The organism is Nocardiopsis sp. YSL2, assembly GCF_030555055.1.
Classification (GTDB): domain Bacteria; phylum Actinomycetota; class Actinomycetes; order Streptosporangiales; family Streptosporangiaceae; genus Nocardiopsis.
On sequence record NZ_JAMOAO010000001.1, the window covers coordinates 5,691,936 to 5,716,226 of the forward strand.

The window sequence follows — 24,291 nt, forward strand, 5'->3', positions numbered from 1 at the left end:
CCGACTACAGAAGAGACGCCCGTGACGGCGCCGGGGTTCGGCGCCGTCACGGAACATCGGTCGGTCGGCCCGTGAACGTGCGTGAGCGGGGTTCGCACGTTTCACTGCCCGCCCTGGGGGCGGTGGTTACCAGAGGCGGTCCACGATCGTCTCGGCGTCCTCGGCCTGGTACTGGTAGCGGTCGGGGTAGGCCGAGCGCTGCACGCCCTGGGCGACGTCGCCGATCGGCTCGTCGGCCCAGCTCTCGTCGGGGTAGACGAACTCCATCTCGTCGTAGAAGGCGTCGGCCGCCCAGCTCGGGTCGAGCCGGTCCTCGTGGGAGCCGTAGTGGTCGCGCTGCTGGAACAGGCCCACGCTGTCGCGGTCGCCTCCCGGCAGGTTGTCCAGGTGGGTCTCGACGATGACCGTGGCGATCGCGATGGTGGCGGCCCGCTCGTCCAGGTCGCGCTCCTTCGCCACCTCGATGACCTCACGCGCGTTGGAGACGTGGTCGTCGGTCAGGTAGCCGGCCATGTCGGACTTCAGGTCGTCGTTGAGGGCGTTGGCCGCGGCCTGGTTCGCGGACTCGGCGGCGGCGGGGCCCGTTCCGGCGAGGAGGAGTCCTCCGGTGAGCAGAACGCCCGAGGTCACCGCAAACATGGACTTGGGTATCGATCCGATAAACTTCATAGGGGCAAACGTATGTGATGACCTGGCATTTCGCCGCAGATGAGCATGGTGGGAAAGACAACACCAAGTTTGAGCAACCTCGTGGTCGGGCAAGACCAATGGCTCTGTTGACGGCTTCGGGGCCCCGACGGGAACCGGCGACCGGATCCCTACCGGTCACAGGTCACAGGTCACAGGTCACCGTGATCCGGGGCCGCCCTCTGGCACCGGGCCCCGGACCGGGTTCGGACGCGGGCCAGGGTCAAGGCGACCCCCAGGTAGGGAGCGGCGACCAGAGCGAAGGCCACGGCGTGCCCCACGAGCGTGTACACGCCGGCGTAGAGCGCGTACACGGACACGGTGAGCACGTCGGTGCCCAGACCCGCCAGCGAGGTGACGGTGGCCCGGGCGGGGCCTGTGATGCGCGCCTGCAGGCGGGCGTCGGCGACCACGCTCAGCATCTGGCAGGCACCGAAACCCAGACCCAGCAGGACCCAGCCCACGGGCGAGCCGAGCAGGGCACCGGTCGCCACCGCCACGGCGGCCAGGGCCGTGACGACGGCCAGACCGGCCGGGGGGAGGCGGTCGGCGGCGCCGGCGAGCAGGCCGCCGAGGGTGACCAGCCCCCACACCACGAGCACGACCACGGGGACGGTCCGGGCGGGGACTCCGGCCTCGTCGGCCAGCAGGGGCACGTACTCCTCCAGCACGCCCCACACCGCGGTGATCACGACGACCAGTGCGATCGCGTGGCGCACCGGGCGGCTCGAGGCCGCCTCGGCAAGCCCGCCGCGCAGGACCGCGCCGTAGCGGGCGGCCGCGGTGCGCGGGGCACGCGCGGTGCCATGGGCGCGGTGTTCGGGCAGGGCGAGCGCGGCCGCACCGCACAGTACGCACGCGGCGACGCTGGCGGCCCCGATCGCCGGATAGCCGCCCGCGGCCATGACGGGCACGGCGAGCAGGGTGGCCGTGCCCACCGCCGCCACGCCCAGGGCACGCGCGGTGCCCATCACGCGCGCGTAGTGCTCGGCGGCGCCCCGGCGGTCGAGTTCACTGTGGACCAGTGCCTCGAAGGCTCCCGAGGACAGAGCACCGCCCACGCCCCACAGGGCGAATCCGAGCGCGAACGCGGTGTAGGAGGGCAGCAGCAGCCACAGGGCGAAGGCGGTGGCGGCGAACAGGGGTGCCGCGGCCAGGAGGTGGCGGCGCGGGACCACGTCGGCCCAGGCTCCCGCGGGCACGGCGACGAGGACACCGCTCAGGGCCCAGATGACGAACAGGGAGCTGATCTGGGTCACGCTCAGGCCCGTGTCGTGGAACAGCAGGGCGTAGAGCGGGTAGAGGAGGATGAACTCCTCGAACGCGGCGTAGGCGTAGACGGGCCGGGTCAGGCGGGACAGACGCGTGCGCGGCGCACGCGGCGGCAGCGATGGCATGGAGGTCTTTCGGTCAGGCGGACGAGGGCACCGGGGTGGGTGTGCACCCGGCGGGCCTCGTGCCAGGACCGTGGACCGTGTGGAGGATCAATGTCGTCGGCGCATGCGGACAGGATACGCGCCCGGCCCTGGTCGGCGCGAGTGGATGCGACCGTGCCCGCGGACCGGCGCGGTCATCCCCGGTGGATCTCCTCGGCCCAGGCCCGCAGCCCCGCGGCGAACCCCTCGCGCTGGCTCGGGGTCAGCTGTTCGAACACGCGCAGCAGGGGGGCGGCGCGGTCGGCCATGAACGCGCGCATGGTGTCCTCGTGGTCGTCGGAGAGCGCCACCAGCACCCGCCGCCCGTTGTCGGGGTCGCGGTGGCGCACGACCAGGCCCACCCGGGACAGGTCGCCGACCATCTCGCTGACCGTGGACAGCCCCACCCCGAGGCGGGCGGACAGCTCCCCCACACTGGGTCGCTGGTCGTGGGCGAGCTGGGCCAGCACGGCGCCGTGACGGGCGGTCAGGTGGTGGTTCTCGAAGAGGCGGCGCAGTTCGTCGGGCATCTCGGTGTGCGCGCGCCGGTAGTAGGTCTCCAGCAGGGGGACGTACCGCAGAGCCCCCTCGACCAGCTCACGGTCGGGTACACGCGCACCGTCGTCGACATCCCCGTTCATGGGCCGATGGTATCGGTCCCGGGGATCGGCGCAGGTCGAACCGGGGTTCTCAGGCCGGCCGGTACAGGACCGGCAGGGCGGTCATGCCGTGCTCCCGGAGCCGGCGACGCACGAAGCGGTGGAAGCCGGGCCGGGCGAGCCGGCCATGGTGCGCCTCCTCGACTCACCCACAACACTTCGGAGATTCGAAGCGTATCGTCGCCGCGGCGCCCCTGTCACCCGACCAGCCGTTCCACCAGCAGACCCACCCCGATCACGATCATCGCCGCCCCCGACGTACGGGCGACCGCACGGGCCGCCGCCGGCCGGGCGTGCAGCACCGTGCGCGCCAGTACGCCCACACAGGCGTACACCGCGCCGCAGCTGAGGGTGTGCACCAGGCCCAGCGCGCCGATCTGGGCGGCGGGCGGCCAGTCGCCGCCCTGGTCGGTGAACTGCGGCAGCAGGGCCAGGAAGAGCAGGAGCCCCTTGGGGTTGAGGCCGCTGGTGCCCGCGCCGACGAGGACCCGCCGTGCCCACGAGGCGGCCGGGCCGGTCCCGCCCGAGGCCGCCGGCACCGGCGGGCGGCGCAGCGTACCCACGCCCAGCCAGGTCAGGTAGAGGGCACCCAGGGCGGTCAGTGCGGTGAGCACCGCCGGAGTGCTCGCGATGAGGGCGGCCACACCCGCGGCGACCACGGCGGTCAGGACGGCGTAGCCGACCATGAGGCCGCCGACGGCGGGCAGGACCGAGCGGTCGCGCAGACCGGAGGCGATGGCGTAGGCCCAGTCGGCCCCCGGGACAAGGACGAGGAGGACGGAGACCGCCCAGAATCCGGCGATGGACGCGGTGGCCATGGAGGCGGTTCTTCCTGGTGGGAGATGATCGAAGGGAAGAATAGCCACGAACAGGCCGAAGGTGGTTCCAAGTTTCTCCATCGAAGCGGGTATCTGTGGAAGAATCTCCCCCATGGACGATGTTGACCGCAAGATCCTTGCCGAGCTCCAGGCCGACGGCCGGTTGAGCGTCACCGACCTGGCCGCCCGCGTGCGGCTCAGCGTCTCGCCGTGCCACCGGCGGCTGCGCGAACTCGAACGCTCCGGCGTGATCAGCGGCTACCGCGCCGTCGTCGACGCCGAGGCCGTCGGCCTGGGCTTCCAGGCACTCGTCTTCGTCACCATGCGCCAGGAGGACCGGGACACCGTCTCGGCGTTCGAGGAGGCGGTCGCCGCGATCCCGCAGGTCCTGCAGGCCGAGCGCCTCTTCGGCGACCCCGACTACCTGCTGCGCGTGGTCAGCGCCGACCTGGCCGCCTTCCGCGAGCTCTACGACGAGTCGCTGGCCGCCCTGCCGGGAGTCCAGCACCTCAGTTCCACGCTCGTGATGAAGCACGTCGTCCGCGCCCGGCCGATGCCCGCCTGACCGCCGCGACGGGCACACTGGCAGACTCTGGGCCATGGCCAAGACCTTCGACACCATCACCGACCGGATGGCGCGCTTCCTCCTCGCCCAGCCGGTGTTCTTCGTCGGAACCGCCCCACTGGACGGCGACGGCCACGTCAACGTCTCCCCCAAGGGGATGAGCGGCACCTTCGCCGTCCTGGGCGACCGCAGAGCGGCCTATCTCGACTACACGGGCTCCGGTACCGAGACCATCGCCCACCTGCGTGAGAACGGCCGCATCGTGCTGATGTTCTGCGCCTTCGACGGGCCGCCCAGCATCGTGCGCCTGCACGGCCGGGGCCGTGTCGTCCTGCCCTCCGACCCCGGGTTCGACGACCTGCGCGCCCACTTCCCCAAGGAGCGCACGACCGGCCAGCGCTCGGTCGTCGTGGTCGATATCGAGCGCATCTCCGACTCGTGCGGATTCTCCGTACCGCTGATGGACCTGCGCGGTGACCGCGACCTGCTGGACCGCCATCACGAGCGCCAGGGCCCCGACTTCTTCCCCGGCTACTGGCACGAACGCAACGCCGCCAGCATCGACGGCCTGCCCGGCGTTCCCCCGGCGCCGGTCGACTGAGGGGGCACGGCGGGCGACTCCGCCACGGCACCCTGGGTGTCCGTCACCTGACACAGCGCACGGCACCGCAGTACAGCGCGCCTCCACGCCCGGCCATGGCAACTTTCTGTAACCTGTCGGTCACGCATCGGGTCGTAACGTTCACCGCACCGTAGTTGGGACGTTCAGCCTCCCGTGGCCGGATAGAGCACGATCCCGCTCGCCACCGACCGATGGGCGGGATCTTCGCCGAACCTCAGGAGACCGCGCATGTCCGGTACCGTCACCTCCCCCCACGGCTCCCCCGCCCCCACTCCTGTCACGTCCTCCGCCCGCGCCGCGTCCGCATCCGCGCTCGCCGCGACCCGCCGCCAGGTCCTGGTCGGCGGAGCCGTCGGCCTGGGCGCCGCCGCCCTGGCGGGCGTCGGCGCGCCCGCCGTCCACGCCGGTACCGCGCCCCGGTCGCGCTCACGCGTGTCCGACCCCTTCACCCTCGGCGTCGCCTCCGGTGACCCGCTCCCCGACGGTGTCGTGCTCTGGACCCGCCTGGCCCCCGACCCCCTCGCCGAGGACGGCCGGGGCGGCATGCCCGACCGGCGGGCCCAGGTGCTCTGGCAGGTGTCCGAGAACGAGGACTTCCGCGGCGTCGCCGCCTCCGGACGCGTCGAGACCGGCCCCGAGGCGGCGCACTCGGTCCACGTGGAGGTCAACGGCCTGCGCCCCGGAGCGGACTACTTCTACCGGTTCCGCACGGGCAACGAGATCAGCCCGGTCGGCCGGACCAGGACCGCCCCGGCGCCGGGCTCCTCCCCTGAGCGGTTCGCCTTCGCGTTCGCCAGCTGCCAGAACTACACCCAGGGCCACTACACCGCCCAGGGCCACATGGCACAGGAGGACCTGGACCTGGTGGCCTTCCTCGGCGACTACATCTACGAGGGCGGCGGCCAGGGCACCATCGGACGCGGCCACCTGCCCGCCCACGAGACCACCTCGCTGGCCGACTACCGGATCAGGCACGCCCAGTACAAGACCGACGAGGGCCTGCAGGCCGCGCACGCCGCCTTCCCCTGGGCCGTGGTCTTCGACGACCACGAGGTGGAGAACAACTGGGCGGACGAGACCTCCTACGGGGAGGACGTGGACCCCCGCGAGTTCCTGCGCCGGCGCGCACGCGCCTTCCAGGCCTACTACGAGCACATGCCGCTGCGCTCGGCCCAGCGCCCGGACGGGCCGGACCTGCGGCTGTTCCGCCGGCTCTCCTACGGCGACCTCCTCGACCTGTACCTGCTCGACACCCGCCAGTACCGCAGCGTCCAGGTCGAGGACGGCGAACGCGACGACCCCGGGCGGACGCTGCTCGGACAGCGGCAGCGGGAGTGGCTCTTCGAGGGCCTGGCGAACTCGCGTGCGCGGTGGAACGTCCTGGCCCAGCAGGTGTTCTTCTCCCAGCGCGACTTCGCCGACGGCGACGGGACCAACTACAGCGACGACGCCTGGGACAACTACCGGGTCGAGCGCGACAGCGTCCGCGACCGGCTCGCCGACGCCGCCAACCCGGTCGTGGTCACCGGAGACGTGCACGCCAACTACGTCTGCGACGTCAAGGCCGACTTCGGGGACCCGGACTCGGCGACGGTGGCCACCGAACTGGTGGGGACGTCCTTCACCAGCGGCGGCGACGGACTGGACCAGCGCCCCACGGACGCCGTCCAGCTCCAGGAGAACCCGCACATCCACTACATCAACCGCCGCCGCGGCTACGTGCGCAACGTGGTCACACCCACCGAGTGGACCGTCGACTACAGGGCCGTGGACTACGTGAGCGAGCCCGGGGCCCCGGTCCGCGACCTGGCCCGGTTCGTCGTCGACGCGGGCACTCCCGGCGTGCGCCCGCGCGGCTGACCGCGGACGGGCCCCGACCGCACGCGGCGCGGGCCCCTACTTGGCGTCCGGGCTGATCCACAGCGCCTCGGCGGCGACCAGACCCAGGTCCTGGGGCCGCTCGGGCGCGCCCTCGGCGGGGCGTACGGCGATCTGCAGCGATCCGGCGAAGGTCTGGCGTTTGAGGACCTCCACGGTCATCCCGATGCCGATGTCGATGTCGGCGAGGTAGCGCAGCAGGTCGGGGTCGGTGTCGTTGACGCGCACGATCACGCCGCGGGTGCCCTGCTCGGCCTCCGCCAGCAGGAAGGACTCCCGTTCGACGATGTCGCCCTCGCGGGTGGGGATGGGGTCGCCGTGCGGGTCCACGACCGGGTCGCCCAGGTGCGCGGCGATCCGGTCGACGAACTTGTCCGACACCACGTGTTCGAGGATCTCGGCCTCGTCGTGCACCTCGTCCCAGGAGTAGCCGAGCTCGGCGACGAGGTAGGTCTCCAGCAGCCGGTGCCGCCGCAGGACGGCGAGCGCAACGCGGGTGCCGGGCTCGGTGAGGCTGACCGCGCCGTAGCGCTGGTGCTCCACCAGGCCCGTGTCGCTCAACTTGCGGAGCATGCCCGAGACCGAGGAGTTGGACACCGACAGGCGTTCGGCCATCCCGGAGATCGTCACCGGGCCGGTGCCGCGCTCCTGGAGGTCGTAGATGACCTTCACGTAGTCCTCCGCCGACGTGGACGGTCGTGTCGGTGTGTCTCCCATGTCCGTTACCGTATCGCGTACCGTCGGCGGCCGAACACGACCGTTCCGCAGCCTGTGGACGGTGTCAGGATCCGGTGTCACACCGGAGGAGGTCGAGGCCGGGACCAGTCGTCTTCTGGCCCAAGAGCCCACAGGCACCAGCTCGCACAGACGCGCAAGTGCCACGGGCTGACCCAGTGGGACATCGCCGATGCCCTGGGGGTCAGCGCCGCCCGTGTCTGTCGGATCGAACACGGTGAAGTGTCGTCGTTCGAGGTCGTCGCGCGCTTTGTAGAAGCTCTCGGCGGACGTCTCGAACTCGTCGCCGGCTTCGGTGACCACACGCTGCGGACACCCGTCAGCGACCCGGGGACGGGGACAGCGGCCTGAGCCCGCCCCGGGCCGGGCTCACCCCCAGACCTCCTCGGCGGTCTCCACGATCAGCCGCAGCTTGGCGACCTGCTCGTCGTAGGTGAGGTCGTTGCCCTCGAAGGTGGACGAGAACCCGCACTGGGGCGACAGGCACAGCTGCTCCAGCGGGACGTGGCGGGCGGCCTCCTCGATACGCCGCTTGAGCTCGTCCTTGCTCTCCAGTTCGCCCCGCTTGGTGGTGACCAGCCCCAGAACGACGAACTTGCCCTCGGGGACGAAGCGCAGCGGCTCGAACCCGCCCGAGCGCTCGTCGTCGAACTCCAGGAAGAAGCCGTCGACCGCCAGTTCGTTGAACAGTTCCTCGGCGACGTGGTCGTAGCCGCCGCGCGCCACCCAGGAGGAGCGGAAGTTGCCCCGGCACATGTGGGTGGTGACCCGCATCCCCTCGGGGCGGTCGGCCAGCGCCGCGTTCATCTGCCGGACGTAGCGCACGTGCAGCCGGTCGCTGTCGTCGCCGCGCCCGTCGAGCATGCCCCGCTGGTCGGGGTCGTTGAGGTAGGCCAGGCTGGTGTCGTCGAGCTGGAGGTAGGTGCAGCCCAGTTCGCCCAGGCCGCGGACCTGCGCGGCGTAGGCGGCCGACAGGTCGGCCCAGAACTCCTCCTGGTCCGGGTAGACGGCGGGATCGATCGCGGCCGACCCGCCCCGGTAGTGCACCATGCTCGGCGAGGGGATGGTCAGTTTCGGGGTGGTGCGGGTGACCGTCCCGGCCAGGAACGAGAACGCGTCGCCGAAGATCGTGCCCTCGGAGCGGATGCGCTCGGCGATGCGCAGGCCCGAGGGGGTGAACTCGATGTCGCCGCTGTCGTTGTGGAAGGTGACGGTGAGGTGGTCCTGGACCTTGGAGACCCCGCCCAGCTGATAGAGGAAGTCCATGTGCCACGAGGAGCGGCGGAACTCGCCGTCGGTGGCACTGCGCAGGCCGACGTCCTCCTGCATGCGCACGACCTCGCGGACGCACTCGTCCTCGACCGCGCGCAGCTCGTCGGCTCCGATGGTTCCGTCGGCATGGTCGCGGCGAGCGGTGAGCAGGCGCTCGGGGCGCAGGAGGCTGCCGACGTGGTCGGCGCGGAAGGGCGGCAGTGACGTGGGTGGCATGCGTTCTCTTTCCCTTCGTGGTGGCGGTGGACGGTCCCCGGTCAGGGTGCGAAGTCGGGATCGGGGGCGACGGTGACGTCCAGGAGCAGCGGGGTGTCGCGCTCGGCCAGGCCGGCGGTGGCCTCGTCCAGCGCGCGGCACAGCCCGGTGTGCGTGGCGACCTCCACGGCCGGGCAGCCCAGCCCGCGGGCCAGCGCGGCCAGGGACACCTCGGGGAAGTCCGGCCAGGGCGCTTTGCCGCCGCCGTGCTCGGCCAGGCGGTCCATCACGGCGTAGCGGCCGTTGGAGAGCACGACGAAGAGCACCCCGACTCGGTAGCGGGCGGCGCTCCACAGGGCCTGGACCTGGTAGAGGGCCGAACCGTCGCCGACCACGGCCACCACCGGGCGGTTCGGGGCGGCCATGCGCAGGCCGGTCGCCGCGGGCAGGGCGAAGCCCAACCCGCCCATGGCCGCCGACAGGAAGCCCAGCGGCGCCCGGGCGGGCAGCAGGCGGTGCAGCCGCGGGCGGCTGGAGGGCGCCTCCTCGACCACGGCGGTGTCCGCGCCGACCCGTTCGGCCAGCGCCGCCAGGACGTGCGCCGGACGCAGGGGCTCGCCCTCGGCGGGCGGCGCCGGGACGTCCTGGGCCGGGTCCGGGGCGGAACGACTCGGCGCGGGCGCCTGCGGCCGTTGGCCCACCAGGGCGGCCACCGCGGCCGTGAAGGGGGCCACGGGGGCGATGACGGCGAGGTCGGCCGCGCCGCGGTGGGCCTCACCGGGGTCGTCACCGACCATGGCCAACCGGGTCCCGGCGTCGACGAGGGGCCCGTCGGCGTAGATGTACTGGCGCAGCGCGGGGGCGCCGACCACCAGGACGGCGTCGTGTCCGCGCAGGGCGGCGCGCAGCTGGGAGCGCTCGGCCGGCAGGTGGCCGGCGAAGAGCGGGTGGTCCTGGGGGAATCCGGCGCGGGCGCCGAAGCTCTCCTGGAAGACCGGTGCGCTCAGCCGCTCGGCGAGTTCGGTCAGGGCCCGCCAGGCGGGGGCGCTGTCGGCGCCCGCGCCCACCACCAGTGCCGGGGAGCGTGCCCCGTCCAGGAAGGCGGCGATCTCGGTGGCGGCCGCGTCGTCGGGGGCCACGTGCAGCGGGCGCGCCACCCGGCCGGGGGCCGCGCGGGGCTGGTCCGGGTCCATCGGCCGGGCCCAGTCGTCCATACAGACCACGACGAGCACGGGTCCGCGCCCCTGGACGGCCTCGTGGTGGGCGCGGGCCACGGCACCGGGCACGTCCTGGGCGCGCACCGGCTGGTGGACGGCGAGGGGGTAGTCCCCGGCCAGGCCCTCCAGGCGGCCGGCCAGGAAGGGCTCGTGGGCGAGGTGGCGCCGGTCCTGCTGGCCGACCAGGACCACGAGCGGGGCACGGTTGGCCCTGGCGGTGGCCAGTGCGCCGACGGCGTTGCCCAGTCCGGCGGTGGTGTGCAGTTGGACGAGCGCGGGGCGCTCGCGGGCCAGGGCCCACCCGGTGGCCATGCCCACGACGGAGCCCTCGTGCAGGCCGAGGACGAAGTCGATGTCGTCGGGCAGGTCCACCAGGAAGGGGACCTCGGTGGATCCGGGGTTGGCGAAGACCGTGGTCAGGCCGAGTTCGCGCAGGAGTCGCAGCGTGTGGTCGCGGACGATCCCAGGGGAGCGGCGGTGGTCGGGCACGTGGTGGCTCCCAGGGGTCAGCGGTACAGGGCGGTCAGGTCGGGTGCGGAGTCCACGATCCCGTCCTCGACCATCAGCTCGGCCAGGACACCGATGGACTCCTCGTTGACCTCCGCGGGCCAGCGGGGCATCCGGACCTCGTCCAGGAGCTCCTCGTCGATCTCGGTGTAGGTGGTGACGATGCGGCGGACCTCGTCGGGGTTGGCCTCGGCGTAGGCCAGGGACTCGCGCAGGGCGGCGTCGAGGTCGTCGATGAGCTCGGGCTCCTCGGCGATCATCTGCTCGGAGGTGAAGTAGGTCGCCACGGTCAGTTCGGGGTGGGTGTCGACGAAGTTGGAGGCGATCTCGCGGTGGCCGGCCCCGATGGCCATGGTGGTGAACGGCTCGACCAGCCAGATGGCGTCGACCTGCTCGTTCTCCAGCGCGGGGGCCATGTCGGGCAGGGCCATCTCGACGAACTCGACGGTGGAGGGATCGCCGCCGGCCTGGCGCACGGACTCGCGGACGGTCGTGTCGCCGATGTTGAGCAGGTTGTTGGCGGCCACGGTGAGGCCCTCGAGATCGGCGGCGGTCTCCACGGGGCTGTCGTCGAGGACGAACACGCCGCTGAAGTCGGCGCCCTGCTCTCCGTTGGTGGCCACGCCGTTGGAGAAGACCTTCAGGGGCATGTCGTTGTCGCGGGCGACCATCAGGGAGACGACGTTGCCGAAGGCGAACTCGAAGTTGCCGCTGATGACGCCGGGGATGGCGGCGGCCCCGCCCGATCCGGGCTCGATGGTCAGGTCGATGCCCCGGTCGGCGAAGAACCCCTGTTCCACGCCCAGGTGCAGGGGCGCGACGTCGACGATGGGGATGGCCCCGGCGGTGACCTCGCGCAGTTCTCCGTCGCCGGTCCCGTCCCGGTCCGCGCCACTGCAGGCCGTGGCGAGGAGCAGGACGGCGGCGGCGCCGAGGGCGGTCGGGTGTGGACGCATGTGTCGCTCCTGAGTCGGTCGGCGGTCGGGGGGTGTCGCGCCTCCGGCCCGTCGACCGGGGAGGGTGCGGCGCGCGCTTCCACGACGACCCAAAGGTGTACGTGTTGCGAACGGGTGTTACGAGAGCGAACGTAAGTGATGCAGGTCACCGCGGTCAAGGGGCGCGGGAAGGGCTGGTTCGGCGCCGCACCACCCGCTGTGGCCCTCCGGCAGGGTTTGCCAGGCTCACCCGCTGCCGGTCTCTCCCAGCGGAAGGGCCGCCATGGCCAGCCCCCGAACGCCTCTGTTGGACAACTCCTCCGGAGTCAAGCCCTCCACCGTGCACGCCGACAGCAAGGGCAGTCGGCGCCGGTGTTCACCCTGGCCACCCTGTTCGGGTTCGACCTGATGCCCCGGATCCGCAACTTCGCCGACCTCACGTTCTTCCGTGCTTCGGACAAGGTGATCTGCCCGAGCACGGACGAGCTGTACGGGGAGCGGGGGCACAACGTCATCGACTGGAAGCTGATCCAGCGACACTGGCGCGACCTGATGCAGGTCGCCGCCTCCATCAGCCAGGGGCGGCTCTCCTCGGCGGCGGGCCAGGCGGCCGAGGGCGTCCGCTCACCGGCAAGCACCGAGGCCGGTCGACGGGGCCCGGTCATCCGGCCAGGGCACCCGGCTCGGTGCCATGCGCGGGCGGTGCCGGCGCGGAACGCCTCGCACGCCCCGGCGGACGCGGACACCGGGTGACCGGGGGCGAGCCGGTGGACGGTGCCCGTCGTCGAGCCTCCCGGAGCGCGGATGGCCACCGCGCCTCGCTCCCTGCGTTACGGGGGGCGTTCGCCCGGGACGGCGCGACCGCAGATGGTCCCCCTCGGCGATGCGCGGGGGCAGGCCGACGAGGCCGTCGAGGGCCTGCGGCTCGATGCCGAGGGTCAACCCGCACCGGGTGTCAGCGGCAAGCGGCCGAGGAGCCGGCGCCGGGGGCGAGGTGGACGCCGCCGCCCACGTCCTCGGCGCCGGCCGCCCCCAACAGGGCCCCGACCAGTCCGGGGAAGCGCTCATCCAGGTCCTGGCGGCGCAGCGTGACGAAGCAGCGGGTGCCCTCCTGGCGGGTGCGGGTCACCCCCGCATCGCGCAGGACCCGCAGGTGGTGGCTGAGCGTCGACTTGGCCACCGGCGCCCGCAACTCCCCCCAGCCGCGTTCGGCGCCGTCGGCGAGCACCCGAACGAGCCCGATGCGCAACGGGTCGCTGAGCGCCGCCATCACGTCGGGCAACGACAGTTCCTCGGTCACCGGGTGGTGTGCGCGTCTCATACTCCCCATGCTAGCTTGTTCGATATTCGACGAACAACGAACAAAGGAGTCGAGAGTTGAGCGAGCCGCAGCAGCACCAGCACACCGACCTCACCGGCCGGGTCGCCATCGTCACCGGGGCCGGGTCGGGCATCGGCCGCGCCACCGCGATCGCCCTGGCCCGCGCCGGAGCCCGCGTCCTGGGGGTGGGCCGGCGCCACGAGGCGCTCCAGGCCACCGCCGCCCACCACCCCGGCATCGCCGCCCACCCCGCCGACCTCCGCGCCCCCGACGCCCCCGCCCAGGTGGCCCAGGCCGCGACGCAACGGTGGGGCCGCATCGACGTGCTCGTCAACAACGCCGGCGCCACCGCGATGATGCCGCTGGCCGACACCGACGCGGACCGCGTCGCCGCGCTGTTCGCGCTCAACGTCACCGCCCCCAGCCTCCTGGCCGCCGCGGCCCTGCCGTACCTGCGCGACCAGAGGGGGACGATCGTCAACGTCTCCAGCACCTATGGCCACCGGCCGATGCCCGGCGCCGCCCACTACGCGGCCTCCAAGGCAGCCATCGAGCAGTTGACGCGCTGCTGGGCGCTGGAGCTGGCCCCCGATGGGGTGCGGGTCAACGCCCTGGCGCCGGGCCCCACCGAGAGCGAGGCACTCTCGGCGGCCGGGCTCACCGAGGCCGACGCGGCCCGGGTCAAGGAGAGCGAGGCCGCGCAGATCCCGCTGGGCCGCCGCGGTGAACCCGACGAGGTCGCCCAGTGGGTGCTGCGGCTCGCCGACCCGGGCACGACCTGGCTCACCGGGCAGGTCCTCACCATCGACGGCGGCCTCGAACTCACCTGATTCCGGGCCGCGCCCGGGAAACCGGGACCGGGGGGAGAGCGGGTCCCGCCCCGCCGAGACCTGGTGCGGGTCCACCGCTGACATCGAGCCGCCGGCCTCGGTGAAGTCGGGGTGGAGCGGCGCGGCGGCCAGGCTCGGCGAGGCGCGGACGCCCGGGGTCGAGCAGGCGCGGTTCCGCGGTGACCGCCTGCTCGACGCCTCGCCCCCGCCCATGCGCAGCGTTCTCTTCGACGGCGGGATCCCCTGTCCTGTCGGCGATCCTGCGTCTGGGCGACAGCTCCTGGGCCACCCGGGCTCGCGTTTGGGCAGGTCAGGGGTTTGTGTTCGCGACGATTCGAGCTATGATTCGTACATAAGTTCGATTTCGGCACTTCTTCCCCGTGGGTCACATCAGCACCCGTGCCGAACCCGGTGCACCACCCCAGGGGAGGAACCACATGCCGCAGGCCCACGGGCACGCGGACTTCGCGCACCTGAACGTCGTCTCCTCGGCCTCGGCCCGCTACGGCACCACCCCGCCCGAGCGACTCGTCGAGCGCGCCGCGGAACTCGACATGGGCCTGCTCGCCCTCACCGACCGCGACGGCGTCTACGGCATGGTCAAACACGTACGCGCCTGCCAGAAGGCGGGGCTGCGCCCCGTCCTGGGCTGCAATCTGGCCGTGGCCGCCCCCGACGGAGGCCGCGTCACCCTCCTGGCCCGCGGCCGACGCGGCTGGGCCTCCCTGTGCCGCCTGGTCACCCAGGCCCACGACACCACGGCCGACACCCCCGCCCTGTCCCTGCACTCCCTGGCCCAGCACGCCGACGGCCTCGTCGTCCTGCTCGGCCCCGAGTCCGACGTCGGCACCGCCCTGACCCAGGACCGCCCCGGCCTCGCCCAGCGCCTCCTGGACCGCTGGCACGCCACCGCCGAGACGGTGATCGAACTCGTCGACCACTACACCCCCGGCCACCGGCACACCGCCCAGGCCCTCCTCGACCTGGCCGCCCGGACCCGCACCCTGGCCGTGCTCACCAACGCCGTCCGCTACCCCCGCCCCACCGACGCCGAGGTCGCCCACGTCCTGGACGAGGCCCGCCGCTGGCTGCCCGGCGGCACCCGCCCCGGGCCCGCCACCGCCCAGGCCCACCTCAAGAGCGGCGCACAGATGCTGGAGGTCGCCCGTCGCCTGTGCGGAGACGACACCGCGGCCCGCCGCCTGATCGCCCACACCAACGCCCTGGCCGCCTCCTGCGCCATGGACCCCGACGCCGACCTGGGCATGGACCGCGCCCACATGCCCGACGTCCACGACCCCCGCGACCGCCTGTGGCGCGACTGCGAGGACGGCCTGCACCGGCTCGGCCTGCACCGCGACCCCGACGCCGTGCACCGCCTGGCCGGTGAACTGGAGGTCATCGAGAACAAGGGCCTGTCGGCCTACTTCCTCACCGTCGCCGACGCCGCCGCGCGCATCCGCGACAAGGGCATCCGGTGCTCCATCCGCGGATCGGGCACCGGCAGCCTGGTCAACCACCTGCTGGGCATCTCCGCGATCAACCCCCTGGACCACGGGCTGCTCATGGAGCGCTTCCTCAGCCACAGCCGCAGCGGCCTGCCCGACATCGACCTGGACGTGGAGTCCGCCCGCCGACTGGAGGCCTACGACGCGGTCTTCGCCGCCTACCCCGACACCGCCTGCGTGTCCATGATGGAGACCTATCGCGCCCGCAGCGCCATCCGCGACGTCGGCGCCGCGATGGGGATCCCCCCGCACGAGATCGACACCCTGGCCAAGGCCTTCCCCCACGTGCGCGCCCGCCGCATCCGCTCCGCCGCCCAGGACCTGCCCGAACTGCGCGGTTTCCAGGGCACCGGCCTGGGCTCGGCCGCCGCCCAGACCCTCTTCCGGCTCGCGGAGAGCCTGGACGGCCTGCCCCGCCACATCGCCATGCACCCCTGCGGCCTGGTCGTCTCCGGCTCCACGCTGCGCGAGCGCACACCCCTGGAACCCAGCCGCGCCGGCTACCCCATGGTCCAGTTCGACAAGGAGGACGTGGAGGAGATGGGGCTGATCAAACTCGACGTCATCGGTGTGCGCATGCAGTCGGCCATGTCCCACGCCCGCGACGAGGTCGCGCGCACCACCGGCGAACACCTGGACCTGGACGCCCTGCCCCAGGACGAGTCCACGTACCGGATGATCTCCTCCTCGGCCACCCTGGGCTGCTTCCAGATCGAGTCGCCCGGCCAGCGCGAACTCGTCAGCCGCCTGCGCCCCACCGACATGGACGACCTGATCTGCGACATCTCCCTGTTCCGGCCGGGCCCCGTCGGCAGCGACATGATCACCCCCTACCTGGCCGCCCGCGACGGCCTGAGCCCACCGATCCACCCCTCCCCCGTCCTGGCCGACCTGCTCGCCCCGACCGGCGGGGTCGTGATCTTCCACGAGCAGGTCATCGGGACCCTGCACGCCATGACCGGCTGCGGCCTCGACCAGGCCGAGTCGATGCGCCGACGGCTCGGCACGGAGGAGGGCCGAGCCCAGGTACAGCAGACCTTCACCACCATGGCCGACGAGTGCGGGCACGACCCGCGGATCGTCGAGCGGGTCTGGGAGATCCTGTCCTCCTTCGGCTCCTTCGGCTTCTGCAAGGCCCACGCCGCCGCGTTCGCCCTGCCCACCTACCAGTCGGCCTGGCTCAAACGCCACCACCCCGCCGCCTTCTACGCCGGTGTCCTCACCCACGACCCCGGCATGTACCCGCGCCGCGCCATCATCGACGACGCCCGCCGCTTCGGCGTCCCCGTGCTGGGCGTGGACATCGACCGCTCCGAGGACCGGTGGCGGGTGGAGGACGCGGACGGCGTCTGGGGTGTGCGCGCCTCCCTGGCCGACGTCCGGGGCATCACCGCGGCCGAGATCGACCGGGTCCTGGCCGAACGCCCCTTCCACTCGCTGCCCGACGCCGCCAACCGGGCCCGCCTGTCCCGCGACGTACTGGAGAACCTGGTCAGGGTGGGCGCCTTCGACGCGCTGTACCGGATCGGCTCCGACCCGGCCGCACCCCACCGGCGCGACCTCCTCCTCCAGGTCAGCGCCCTGGAACGAGCCGGCCGCACCAGGACCGACAGCGGCCAGATCCCCCTGCCGATGACGGGGGCCGCCCCCGTGCAGGGGGCGCTGCCGGAGATGAGCGACGACGAACGCGTGCGCGCCGAGTTGGAGGTGCTGGGCTACGAGGTGGACCGGCACCTGCTGAACGGCCACGCCGAACTGCTGGCCGCCCTGGCCGCCGGGCACCGCCTGGTCCCCGCCCGCGACCTGCACCTGGTCCCCAACGGGCAGGAGGTGCTGGTGGCGGGAGTGAAGGTGGCCACCCAGACCCCGGCGGTGCGGTCGGGACAGCGGATCATCTTCACCACCCTGGACGACGCGACCGGGCTGGTGGACCTGACCTTCTTCGAGTCCGTGCAGGACCGGTGCGCGGCCACCGTGTTCGGGTCCTGGCTGCTGGCCGTGCGCGGCAGGGTGCGCCGGTCCGGTTCGGGGATGGCCACCGTGACCGCCACCCACGCCTACGACCTGGGCGAGCTCACCGCGGCGTGGGAGGAGTCCGGATCCGCGGGGCTGGCCGACGCGCTACGCCCCCAGGGGCCGGTCCGGGCCTCCCGGGGCGTCGGCGGGCGCAGGATCCGCTACTCCAGCGGGTTCCGTGTCTCCCCCTACGCCGACCTGCCCTCGGTCACCGCGGCCCCGCGCGGACTGTGGCACGCCAGCCCCGGCAGCTCCGGCCCGTGACACCGCGAGTCCGTGATGGGACACCGTGCACCCGACGGGCGCGGAGGGTGCACCGATTGTTAACACCGGCGCCCTTCCGAGCCCCAGCGCGTCTCACTACTGTGAAACGCTCGCGCATCACCGAACCCCCGGAGGTAGAACCACCATGGCCGCGGACTCCCCCATCTCCCGACGCGGTGCGATCGGCGGGCTCAGCGCCGCCGGCGCGCTGGCCCTGGCCGGGTGGCCCGGCACCGCCGCCGCGTCCTCCGCCCGCGACGCCCTCATCACCGTCATGGGCACGTCCGACCTCCACGGCTACTGCCTGAACTGGGACTACTTCAAGAACGCCGAGTACGAGAACAACGACGGCGACCACATCGGCATCGCCAAGGCCGCCAGCCTGATCAAGCAGGTGCGGGCCGAACGCGGGACGGACAACACCCTGTTGTTCGACTCCGGCGACACCATCCAGGGGTCCTCCCTGGCCACGTACTACAACACCGTGGAGCCCTTCACCGAGACCGGTGAGACCCACCCGATGGCGCGGGCGATGAACGCCGTCGGCTACGACGCCGTGGCCCTGGGCAACCACGAGTTCAACTACGGCCTCGCGCACCTGGACGCGTGGATCGAGCAGATGGATGCCCCCGTCCTGGGCGCCAACGCCGTCCACCACGGCACCGACGACCCCGCCTACAAGCCCTACGTCCTCAAGCGCATGCGGGTGACCTGCACGAACAAGCCCGGCAGGCAGCCGCTGGTGGTCGGCGTGCTGGGCTTGACCAACCCCGGATCCATCATCTGGGACCGCCGGCACGTCGAGGGCGAGCTGGAGTTCCGCGACCTGGTGGAGACCGCCGCCCACTGGGTGCCGATCATGCGCGCCGAGGGCGCCGACATCGTCATCGTCAGCGCGCACTCCGGTGACAGCGGCACCTCCTCCTACGGCGACGGACTGCCGGTGGAGAACGCCTCGGCCATGGTCGCCGAGGAGGTCCCCGGCATCGACGCGATCCTCTTCGGGCACGCCCACCGGGACGTGCCGGAGCGGTTCGTGACCAACCGCGTCACAGGCGAGGACGTCCTGATGTCGATGCCCTCCTACTGGGGACGGCGTCTGTCGGTCATGGACCTGGCGTTGCGCCGCGAGCGCGGCCGGTGGCGGGTGGTGTCCAAGAGCGCGGTCGCCCTCAACGCCAACACCGTCGAGGAGGACCCGGACGTCGTGGCGGCGGTCGAGGGCCAGCACGCCACCGCCGTGGACTACGTCAACCAGGTGATCGCGACCTCCACCGAGGAACTGAGCGCGGCGCGGGCCTGCTGGACGGACACCCCGATCGTGGACTACATCCAGCACGTGCAGATCGAGACGGTCCGCGCGGCGCTGGCGGGGACCCCGGAGGAGGACCTGCCGGTCATCTCCATCGCGGCGCCCTTCAGCCGCTCGGCGGTCTTCCCGGCCGGCGACGTCAGCATCCGCGACATGGCCGGTCTGTACATCTACGACAACACGCTCCTGGCCAGCGAGCTCACCGGTGCCCAGGTGCGCGCGTACCTGGAGTTCTCCGCACGGTACTTCGAACAGGTCGCCCCGGGGGCGGCGGTGGACCCCGAGCAGATCACCAACGCGGGCGGCACCCCGGACTACAACTTCGACCAGATCGCGGGGCTGGAGTACGAGATCGACATCTCCCGCCCCCCGGGGCAGCGGATCACCTCACTGACCCGGGACGGCGCGGAGGTGGCCGACGGCCAGCGCTTCGTGATGGCGGTGAACAACTACCGCCAGTCCGGTGGCGGCGGCTTCCCGCACATCGCGGACGCCCCGGTCGTGTACAACGAGCAGATCGAGGTGCGCCAGGCCCTGATCGACCACGCCACCGAGACCGGCACGATCGACCCGGACGACTTCCACGTGCTCAACTGGCGCCTGGTCCGCGAGGGCGAGCCCGTCTTCGAGTGACCGCGCGGCGCCGGGTGCCGTGGCCGTCGTCCGCCGGGTGGAGACTGTGGGTATGGAGTTCTTCTGCTACCACCGTGACCGGCCGGGTTCGATGGCCTTGCGCGAGAAGCTGCTGGAGGAGCACTGGTCCTACATGGACCGGTTCTCGGAGGGCATGATCGCCCGCGGCCCGACCTTCGCCGAGGACGGGGAGACGGCGTCCGGCAGCGTGCACATCGTCGACCTGCCGGACGTGGCCGCCGCCCGGGCGTTCGCACTGGACGAGCCCAACCACCTGGCGGGGGTGTACCGGGACGTGCTGCTGCGCCGGTGGCGCAACGTGCTGGGCCGCACCATGTGGGACTTCCCCGGCGGGCTGGAGGGCGGCAGCCGCTTCCTGGTGCTCGGCCTGGGCGCGGAGGGGCCGGTCGACCCCGCGCCGCCGCCCGGCCGGGAGGACCTGCTCGCCTACGGGCCGCTGCTGACCGACGACGGCACGACGCGGCTGGGCACGGCGGCGCTGGTCCGGGCGTCCGACCCCGGAACGGCACGCGCCGTCCTGGACGGAGAGCGCCACGCGGACGTGGAGGTGCACGCCTGGGAGTGCGGCGGACGGCGCTCCTGACCCGGCCCCGGCCCGCATCCTGCCCTGGTCCGGGGGCGGAGCCGGGCCGTGGAAACGGGGGCGGGGACGTGGAATACCCGGCTCCCCCGACCGGTTACACCCTTCGCAGGCCAGTGCGGTAGAAAGTGTCCCCCGGGCTCACACACCGCCTTCACGGAATACCGCGTCCGGCGCCCTCCGGGTGACCGGGCGGCAGGAACCGTGTTGTGCCCCAAGCCGAGAGGCGACCGCCGTACCGGTCTCGCACGTCGAAGGTCCCACCGAGCACATCGGTGGGACCTTCGCCATGTCCGGGGCGGGTCGGGACGCCCTTCCGCCCCGTCCGGGCCGCCACGGGCGCAAGACGCTCAGACCGAGGGCCGACGCAGGTGGTCCAGGGACCACTCCTCGATCGGGTAGGGGCGCTCCTCCGGTAGCAGCCGCGTCGCGCCCTCCAGGCCGCCCGTCCCGACCGCCTATGGCCGGGAGGGGAAGGGCACTCCCCTCGGGCGGCGGTCGGCCCAGGGGGCGGCCTGCTCCAACTGGGCGGCCAGGCGCAGCAGAAGCCCCTCGCCGGCCGAGGCCGCGATGAACTGCACGCCCAGCGGCAGACCGGACTCCGTCCAGTGCAGGGGCACGGACATGGCGGGGGTTCCGGTGAGGTTGGCCATGAGGGTGAACGGGGTGGCGGTGAGGTTGTTCATCACCTCGTCGGTGACCGTGCGGGTGGCGGTGACGATCCGCGCGGTACGGGTACGCACCAGCAGCCGGGTGGCGGTGCGCAGCCACGGCGGCGGGTCCAGGCGGCCGATGGTCACCGGCGGCCCAGCGATGGTGGGGGTGAGCAGCAGGTCGTAGCGGGCGTGGAAGTCGGCGAGGGCGAGGACGTGATCGTTCCAGCGCCCGTTCCCGCGCACGTAGTCGGCGGCGGTGCGGGACCGGCCCATGGCGGCGAGCATGAGCGTGTCGGGTTCGAAGTCGTCGTCCGAGCAGCCGGTGTCGGCTTTGGTCTCCTCCACCATGGCGGCCATCGAGCCGTACCAGAGGGTCAGGAAGTCCTCGGTGAGGGCTCGGCCGTCGATGGCGGGCTCGGCCTCCACGACCTCGTGGCCCAGGCCCTCCAGCAGCCGGGCGGACGCGCGGACCGCCCGCACCGCCTCGGGGTGTACGCGGGTGCCCAGCGGGGAGCGTTCGGTGAAGCCGATCCGCAGCCGTCCCGGGTCCCGGCCGACCTCCTCGGTGTAGGGGCGCTCCGGCGGTGCGATCGGGTAGGGCGAGGTGGCCTCGGGACCCGCCATCACCTGGAGCAGGGCGGCGCTGTCGCGCACGGTGCGGGTCAGGACCCCGTTGACCGACGCGCCGTGCATGGGCTCGCCCGAGCCGGGGCCGAAGGGCACCCGGCCGCGCCCGGGTTTGAGACCGAACAGGCCGCAGCACGCCGCGGGAATGCGGATGGAGCCGCCGCCGTCGTTGGCCCCGGCCGCGGGGACGACACCCGCGGCGACGGCCGCGGCGGAACCGCCCGAGGAACCGCCGGGCGTGTGGCCGAGGTTCCACGGGTTGCGGGCCGGGCCGAACGCCTGGGACTCGGTGACCGCCTTGGCGCCGAACTCGGGAGTGTTGGTCTTGCCGAAGGGCACCAGACCGGCGCCCAGCCAGCGGTGCACCACCTCGGCGTGGCGGTCCGCGGGGACGTGGCGCAGCGCCCGGCTTCCGGCGGAGGTGGGGTAGCCGGCGTAGTCCTGGGCGAGGTCCTTGAGCAGGAAGGGAACCCCGCGGAGGGGCCCTTCGGGTGCGCCCGTGGCGAGGCGGCGGCCTTCCTGGTACATGGGCACGATGATCGCGTTGAGCGCCGGATTGACCTCCTCGGCCCGCTCGATGGCGGCCTCCAGGACCTCGGCGGGGGTGACCTCCCTGCCTCGGAGCAGTTCCGCCAGGCCGACAGCGTCGTGTGCGAGGTACTCGTCAACTCTCATGGGCGGAACCTAACACTGAACTGGAACGTGTTCTTGTTCTGCGGGCCGGGTCGTGACCGATGCGTTGGACCGAGCCGCGGACCGGTTCCGACCGCGGGGCCGCCGGGAGACGGAGTCACCGGTCCGTCCGTGTCACGGGTCGGTGCGGCGCGACACGCGTCTGCGCAGGTCGCCTCGCGTGGTCACCGCCCCCGGGCCGGCACCTCGGCCTTGAGTAGCATCTCCGCGTACTCGCCCTCGGGGTCGGAGTCCAGCACGATCGCTCCGCCCGCTCCGATGGCCAGCTCTCCGTCCGCGCGCACCGCGGTGCGGATGACGATGCTCAGGTCCGCCGTCCCCGAGTGCGAGAGGTAGCCCAGCGCACCGGAGTAGATCCCACGGGCGGAGGACTCCAGCCGGTCGATGATCTCCATGGTCCGCAGCTTGGGCGCCCCGGTCATCGAACCGCCGGGGAAGCAGGCGCGCACGGCCCCGACCGCGGACACGTCCTCGCGCAGGCGCCCCCGGACGGTGGAGACGAGCTGGTGGACGGTGGCGTAGGACTCGGTGTACATGAACGCGGGGACCTCGACGGTGCCGACCTCGCACACCCGCCCCAGGTCGTTGCGGAGCAGGTCCACGATCATGAGGTTCTCCGCGCGGGTCTTGGCCCCGGTGCGCAGCTCCTCGACGGCCCGCGCGTCGGCGGCGGGGTCGCTGTGGCGGGGCGCGGTGCCCTTGATGGGCCGGCTCTCGGCCACCCCGTCGCCGTCCACGCGCAGGAAGCGCTCGGGCGAGGCGCTCAGCACACTCACCCCGCCCAGCCGCAGCAGGGCTGCGTAGGGCGCGGGGCTCGCGGCACGCAGGCGACGGTAGAAGTCCAGGTCGTCGCCGCCGGGATCGGGCAGGCGGACCCGGTTGGTCAGGCAGATCTCGTAGCTCTCCCCGGAGGTGAGGTGGCCCAGGCATTCCTTGACGTCGTCGACGTAGGCGTGACGGGGGCGCTCCAGCAGCCCGGCCAGATCGGTGGGGGGCGAGGCGGGCGCGGGCCGGGGCAGGGGCGCCAGCCCGGTGAGCGCTTCGCGGGTACGCCGCAGCCAGGCGTCGCCGTCGGGGGCGTCGTCGGCGCACACCACGTGGGTGCGGCCGAGCCGGTGGTCCACGGCGACGAAGCGGTCACAGCGCATCCACACCGCGTCGGGGGTGGTCGCGGTGTGGGCGGCCTCGCCACCGCAGTCGGCCTTGAGCTCGTAGCCGAAGTAGCCGACGTAGCCGCCCGTGAAGTCGAAGGGCAGGGCGCTGGGGACGGGAGGCGGCGTGCGCCGGTCCAGGGCGTCGAAGACGCTGCCGGGCTCCTGGTGCTCGCTGCCGTCGGCCGAGCGGACACGCACCCCGGGCTCGCCCACCCGGTAGGTGAGCACCTCGCCGGTGGCACAGCCGAGGTAGGAGAAGCGGGCGGGGCCCTGGGGGCGGGAGCTGTCCAGCCAGAACGCGTGCTCGGCGTCGCCGTACAGGCGGGCGAAGGCGGCCTCGGTGTCGACGGCGACCGGCAGCTCCAGTGTGCGCGGAGCCGGTACCCGGCGTCCCCGCCCGCCGGCGGGGGGCGGATCGGCCGTGTCGGGGGCCGGCTCGCGCTCTGTGCGGGCGGAGTCGTACGCGCCGGGGCCGGACGTGTGCGCGTCGCGGGCGGGCTCGCGCCGCGCGGGACCGGGAGCGGACCGTCGTGCGCCGCGTGAAGGGGTCCGCGCCAGGTCGAGGAAGGTCCCCACCAGATCGGCGCCGAACTCGCTGGCGACGGACTCGGGGTGGAACTGCACGCCCCACCGCGGCAGGACGCGGTGCTCCAGGCCCATGACCACGCCGTCCTCGGCCCAGGCGGTCGCCGTCAGGGTCGGCGGCAGCGGGTCGGACACGGCCAGCGAGTGGTAGCGCACGGCGGTGAAGTCCTGCGGCAGGCCGGCGAACGGGCCGCTGCCGGTGTGGCGGATGCGGGAGAGGTGGCCGTGGCGGGGCTCGGGGGCCGAGGCCACCTCGGCCCCGGCCAGAAGGGCGATGGCCTGGTGGCCCAGGCACACCCCCAGCACGGGCACACCGGTGTGTCCCAGGAGTTCGGGCACCCTGCCGAGGTCGCGGGGGTTGTGCGGGCGGCCCGGTCCGGGCGAGACCACGATCGCGTCCACGCCGGAGACGTCGAATCCGTCCCAGCGTGCGTCGTCGTTGGTGAGGACCACGGGGGCCCGGCCGAGCACGCGCGCGACGAGCTGGAAGACGTTGTACGTGTAGGAGTCGTGGTTGTCCACGAGGAGAACGCGCATCCCACCCCTTCCTTCCCGACCGCGACACTCCAGGTTACGGCGCCCGGGA

General features: G+C 72.9%; 20 protein-coding genes. 9 read left to right on the top strand and 11 right to left on the bottom strand.

The window, feature by feature from the left end; all coding sequences use genetic code 11:
- Window positions 1-126: 126 nt before the first annotated feature.
- From M1P99_RS25145 to M1P99_RS25160, 4 genes are all read right to left on the bottom strand, one after another.
- Window positions 127-669 (bottom strand): hypothetical protein, encoded by a 543-nt coding sequence (locus M1P99_RS25145; protein WP_304455053.1) that lies wholly within the window; start codon window positions 667-669, stop codon window positions 127-129.
- A gap of 170 nt (window positions 670-839) precedes the next feature.
- Window positions 840-2,084 carry an MFS transporter gene (locus M1P99_RS25150; protein ID WP_304455054.1) on the bottom strand — a complete coding sequence of 415 codons (1,245 nt, stop codon included), beginning with the start codon at window positions 2,082-2,084 and terminating at the stop codon, window positions 840-842.
- 173 nt (window positions 2,085-2,257) lie between these two features.
- A complete protein-coding gene (locus M1P99_RS25155) occupies window positions 2,258-2,743 on the bottom strand; it encodes a MarR family winged helix-turn-helix transcriptional regulator (RefSeq protein WP_304455055.1) in 486 nt (161 codons plus the stop codon).
- Window positions 2,744-2,958: 215 nt separating this feature from the next.
- On the bottom strand, window positions 2,959-3,579 hold the full coding sequence (locus M1P99_RS25160) for a LysE family translocator (protein ID WP_304455056.1): 621 nt from the start codon (window positions 3,577-3,579) through the stop codon (window positions 2,959-2,961).
- A 112-nt stretch (window positions 3,580-3,691) separates the two neighbouring features.
- Between M1P99_RS25160 and M1P99_RS25165 the strand changes: the two genes are divergently transcribed.
- The 3 genes from M1P99_RS25165 (at window position 3,692) to M1P99_RS25175 (ending at window position 6,626) form a co-directional block, all read left to right on the top strand.
- Window positions 3,692-4,144, top strand: a complete 453-nt coding sequence (locus M1P99_RS25165) for an Lrp/AsnC family transcriptional regulator (protein WP_304455057.1) — start codon at window positions 3,692-3,694, stop codon at window positions 4,142-4,144.
- A 34-nt stretch (window positions 4,145-4,178) separates the two neighbouring features.
- Window positions 4,179-4,745 carry a pyridoxamine 5'-phosphate oxidase family protein gene (locus tag M1P99_RS25170; protein ID WP_304455058.1) on the top strand — a complete coding sequence of 189 codons (567 nt, stop codon included), beginning with the start codon at window positions 4,179-4,181 and terminating at the stop codon, window positions 4,743-4,745.
- A gap of 249 nt (window positions 4,746-4,994) precedes the next feature.
- Entirely contained in the window at window positions 4,995-6,626 is a 1,632-nt protein-coding gene (locus tag M1P99_RS25175) for an alkaline phosphatase (RefSeq protein WP_304455059.1), read from the top strand.
- 36 nt (window positions 6,627-6,662) lie between these two features.
- Here M1P99_RS25175 and M1P99_RS25180 read toward each other — a convergent pair whose 3' ends face one another.
- Entirely contained in the window at window positions 6,663-7,361 is a 699-nt protein-coding gene (locus M1P99_RS25180; RefSeq protein ID WP_304455060.1) for a metal-dependent transcriptional regulator, read from the bottom strand.
- Window positions 7,362-7,415: 54 nt separating this feature from the next.
- Here M1P99_RS25180 and M1P99_RS25185 point away from each other — a divergent pair, with 54 nt between their 5' ends.
- Window positions 7,416-7,730: a helix-turn-helix transcriptional regulator gene (locus M1P99_RS25185; protein ID WP_304455061.1), complete on the top strand. Its 315-nt coding sequence runs from the start codon at window positions 7,416-7,418 to the stop codon at window positions 7,728-7,730.
- A gap of 18 nt (window positions 7,731-7,748) precedes the next feature.
- Here the strand turns inward: M1P99_RS25185 and M1P99_RS25190 are convergent, their stop codons facing one another.
- Genes M1P99_RS25190 through M1P99_RS25200 form a run of 3 tightly spaced genes read right to left on the bottom strand, consistent with a single transcriptional unit; the run spans window position 7,749 to window position 11,526 of the window.
- A complete protein-coding gene (locus M1P99_RS25190; protein WP_304455062.1) occupies window positions 7,749-8,867 on the bottom strand; it encodes a 5-methyltetrahydropteroyltriglutamate--homocysteine S-methyltransferase in 1,119 nt (372 codons plus the stop codon).
- Between the two features lie 41 nt (window positions 8,868-8,908).
- The gene (locus M1P99_RS25195) at window positions 8,909-10,552 is read right to left on the bottom strand and encodes a thiamine pyrophosphate-dependent enzyme (protein ID WP_304455063.1); all 1,644 of its coding nucleotides are present in this window, start codon (window positions 10,550-10,552) and stop codon (window positions 8,909-8,911) included.
- A 17-nt stretch (window positions 10,553-10,569) separates the two neighbouring features.
- A complete protein-coding gene (locus M1P99_RS25200) occupies window positions 10,570-11,526 on the bottom strand; it encodes an ABC transporter substrate-binding protein (protein ID WP_304455064.1) in 957 nt (318 codons plus the stop codon).
- 351 nt (window positions 11,527-11,877) lie between these two features.
- Between M1P99_RS25200 and M1P99_RS25205 the strand changes: the two genes are divergently transcribed.
- The gene (locus tag M1P99_RS25205; protein WP_304455065.1) at window positions 11,878-12,258 is read left to right on the top strand and encodes a Tn3 family transposase; all 381 of its coding nucleotides are present in this window, start codon (window positions 11,878-11,880) and stop codon (window positions 12,256-12,258) included.
- Window positions 12,259-12,460: 202 nt separating this feature from the next.
- Here the strand turns inward: M1P99_RS25205 and M1P99_RS25210 are convergent, their stop codons facing one another.
- Window positions 12,461-12,826 (bottom strand): helix-turn-helix transcriptional regulator, encoded by a 366-nt coding sequence (locus M1P99_RS25210; RefSeq protein ID WP_304455066.1) that lies wholly within the window; start codon window positions 12,824-12,826, stop codon window positions 12,461-12,463.
- 56 nt (window positions 12,827-12,882) lie between these two features.
- Here M1P99_RS25210 and M1P99_RS25215 point away from each other — a divergent pair, with 56 nt between their 5' ends.
- The 4 genes from M1P99_RS25215 to M1P99_RS25230 all read left to right on the top strand — a co-directional run bounded on the left by M1P99_RS25215 (window position 12,883) and on the right by M1P99_RS25230 (window position 19,993).
- On the top strand, window positions 12,883-13,656 hold the full coding sequence (locus M1P99_RS25215) for an SDR family NAD(P)-dependent oxidoreductase (RefSeq protein ID WP_304455067.1): 774 nt from the start codon (window positions 12,883-12,885) through the stop codon (window positions 13,654-13,656).
- Window positions 13,657-14,093: 437 nt separating this feature from the next.
- Complete coding sequence (locus tag M1P99_RS25220; RefSeq protein WP_304455068.1) at window positions 14,094-17,444, top strand: DNA polymerase III subunit alpha; 3,351 nt, start codon at window positions 14,094-14,096, stop codon at window positions 17,442-17,444.
- Between the two features lie 145 nt (window positions 17,445-17,589).
- The gene (locus M1P99_RS25225; RefSeq protein WP_304455069.1) at window positions 17,590-19,389 is read left to right on the top strand and encodes a bifunctional UDP-sugar hydrolase/5'-nucleotidase; all 1,800 of its coding nucleotides are present in this window, start codon (window positions 17,590-17,592) and stop codon (window positions 19,387-19,389) included.
- A gap of 52 nt (window positions 19,390-19,441) precedes the next feature.
- Window positions 19,442-19,993 (top strand): YciI family protein, encoded by a 552-nt coding sequence (locus tag M1P99_RS25230; RefSeq protein ID WP_304455070.1) that lies wholly within the window; start codon window positions 19,442-19,444, stop codon window positions 19,991-19,993.
- 455 nt (window positions 19,994-20,448) lie between these two features.
- On the opposite strand, the gene M1P99_RS25235 is transcribed toward M1P99_RS25230, so the two are convergent.
- A complete protein-coding gene (locus tag M1P99_RS25235; RefSeq protein WP_304455071.1) occupies window positions 20,449-21,948 on the bottom strand; it encodes an amidase in 1,500 nt (499 codons plus the stop codon).
- A 182-nt stretch (window positions 21,949-22,130) separates the two neighbouring features.
- Window positions 22,131-24,242 (bottom strand): aminodeoxychorismate synthase component I, encoded by a 2,112-nt coding sequence (gene pabB / locus M1P99_RS25240; protein ID WP_304455072.1) that lies wholly within the window; start codon window positions 24,240-24,242, stop codon window positions 22,131-22,133.
- Window positions 24,243-24,291: the final 49 nt, after the last annotated feature.

Coding starts and splice junctions, on each gene's coding strand:
- M1P99_RS25145 (WP_304455053.1), bottom strand. CDS start 669: ATGAAGTTTATCGGATCGATACCCAAGTCCATGTTTGCGGTGACCTCG.
- M1P99_RS25150 (WP_304455054.1), bottom strand. CDS start 2,084: ATGCCATCGCTGCCGCCGCGTGCGCCGCGCACGCGTCTGTCCCGCCTG.
- M1P99_RS25155 (WP_304455055.1), bottom strand. CDS start 2,743: ATGAACGGGGATGTCGACGACGGTGCGCGTGTACCCGACCGTGAGCTG.
- M1P99_RS25160 (WP_304455056.1), bottom strand. CDS start 3,579: ATGGCCACCGCGTCCATCGCCGGATTCTGGGCGGTCTCCGTCCTCCTC.
- M1P99_RS25165 (WP_304455057.1), top strand. CDS start 3,692: ATGGACGATGTTGACCGCAAGATCCTTGCCGAGCTCCAGGCCGACGGC.
- M1P99_RS25170 (WP_304455058.1), top strand. CDS start 4,179: ATGGCCAAGACCTTCGACACCATCACCGACCGGATGGCGCGCTTCCTC.
- M1P99_RS25175 (WP_304455059.1), top strand. CDS start 4,995: ATGTCCGGTACCGTCACCTCCCCCCACGGCTCCCCCGCCCCCACTCCT.
- M1P99_RS25180 (WP_304455060.1), bottom strand. CDS start 7,361: ATGGGAGACACACCGACACGACCGTCCACGTCGGCGGAGGACTACGTG.
- M1P99_RS25190 (WP_304455062.1), bottom strand. CDS start 8,867: ATGCCACCCACGTCACTGCCGCCCTTCCGCGCCGACCACGTCGGCAGC.
- M1P99_RS25200 (WP_304455064.1), bottom strand. CDS start 11,526: ATGCGTCCACACCCGACCGCCCTCGGCGCCGCCGCCGTCCTGCTCCTC.
- M1P99_RS25210 (WP_304455066.1), bottom strand. CDS start 12,826: ATGAGACGCGCACACCACCCGGTGACCGAGGAACTGTCGTTGCCCGAC.
- M1P99_RS25220 (WP_304455068.1), top strand. CDS start 14,094: ATGCCGCAGGCCCACGGGCACGCGGACTTCGCGCACCTGAACGTCGTC.
- M1P99_RS25225 (WP_304455069.1), top strand. CDS start 17,590: ATGGCCGCGGACTCCCCCATCTCCCGACGCGGTGCGATCGGCGGGCTC.
- M1P99_RS25230 (WP_304455070.1), top strand. CDS start 19,442: ATGGAGTTCTTCTGCTACCACCGTGACCGGCCGGGTTCGATGGCCTTG.
- M1P99_RS25235 (WP_304455071.1), bottom strand. CDS start 21,948: ATGAGAGTTGACGAGTACCTCGCACACGACGCTGTCGGCCTGGCGGAA.
- pabB (WP_304455072.1), bottom strand. CDS start 24,242: ATGCGCGTTCTCCTCGTGGACAACCACGACTCCTACACGTACAACGTC.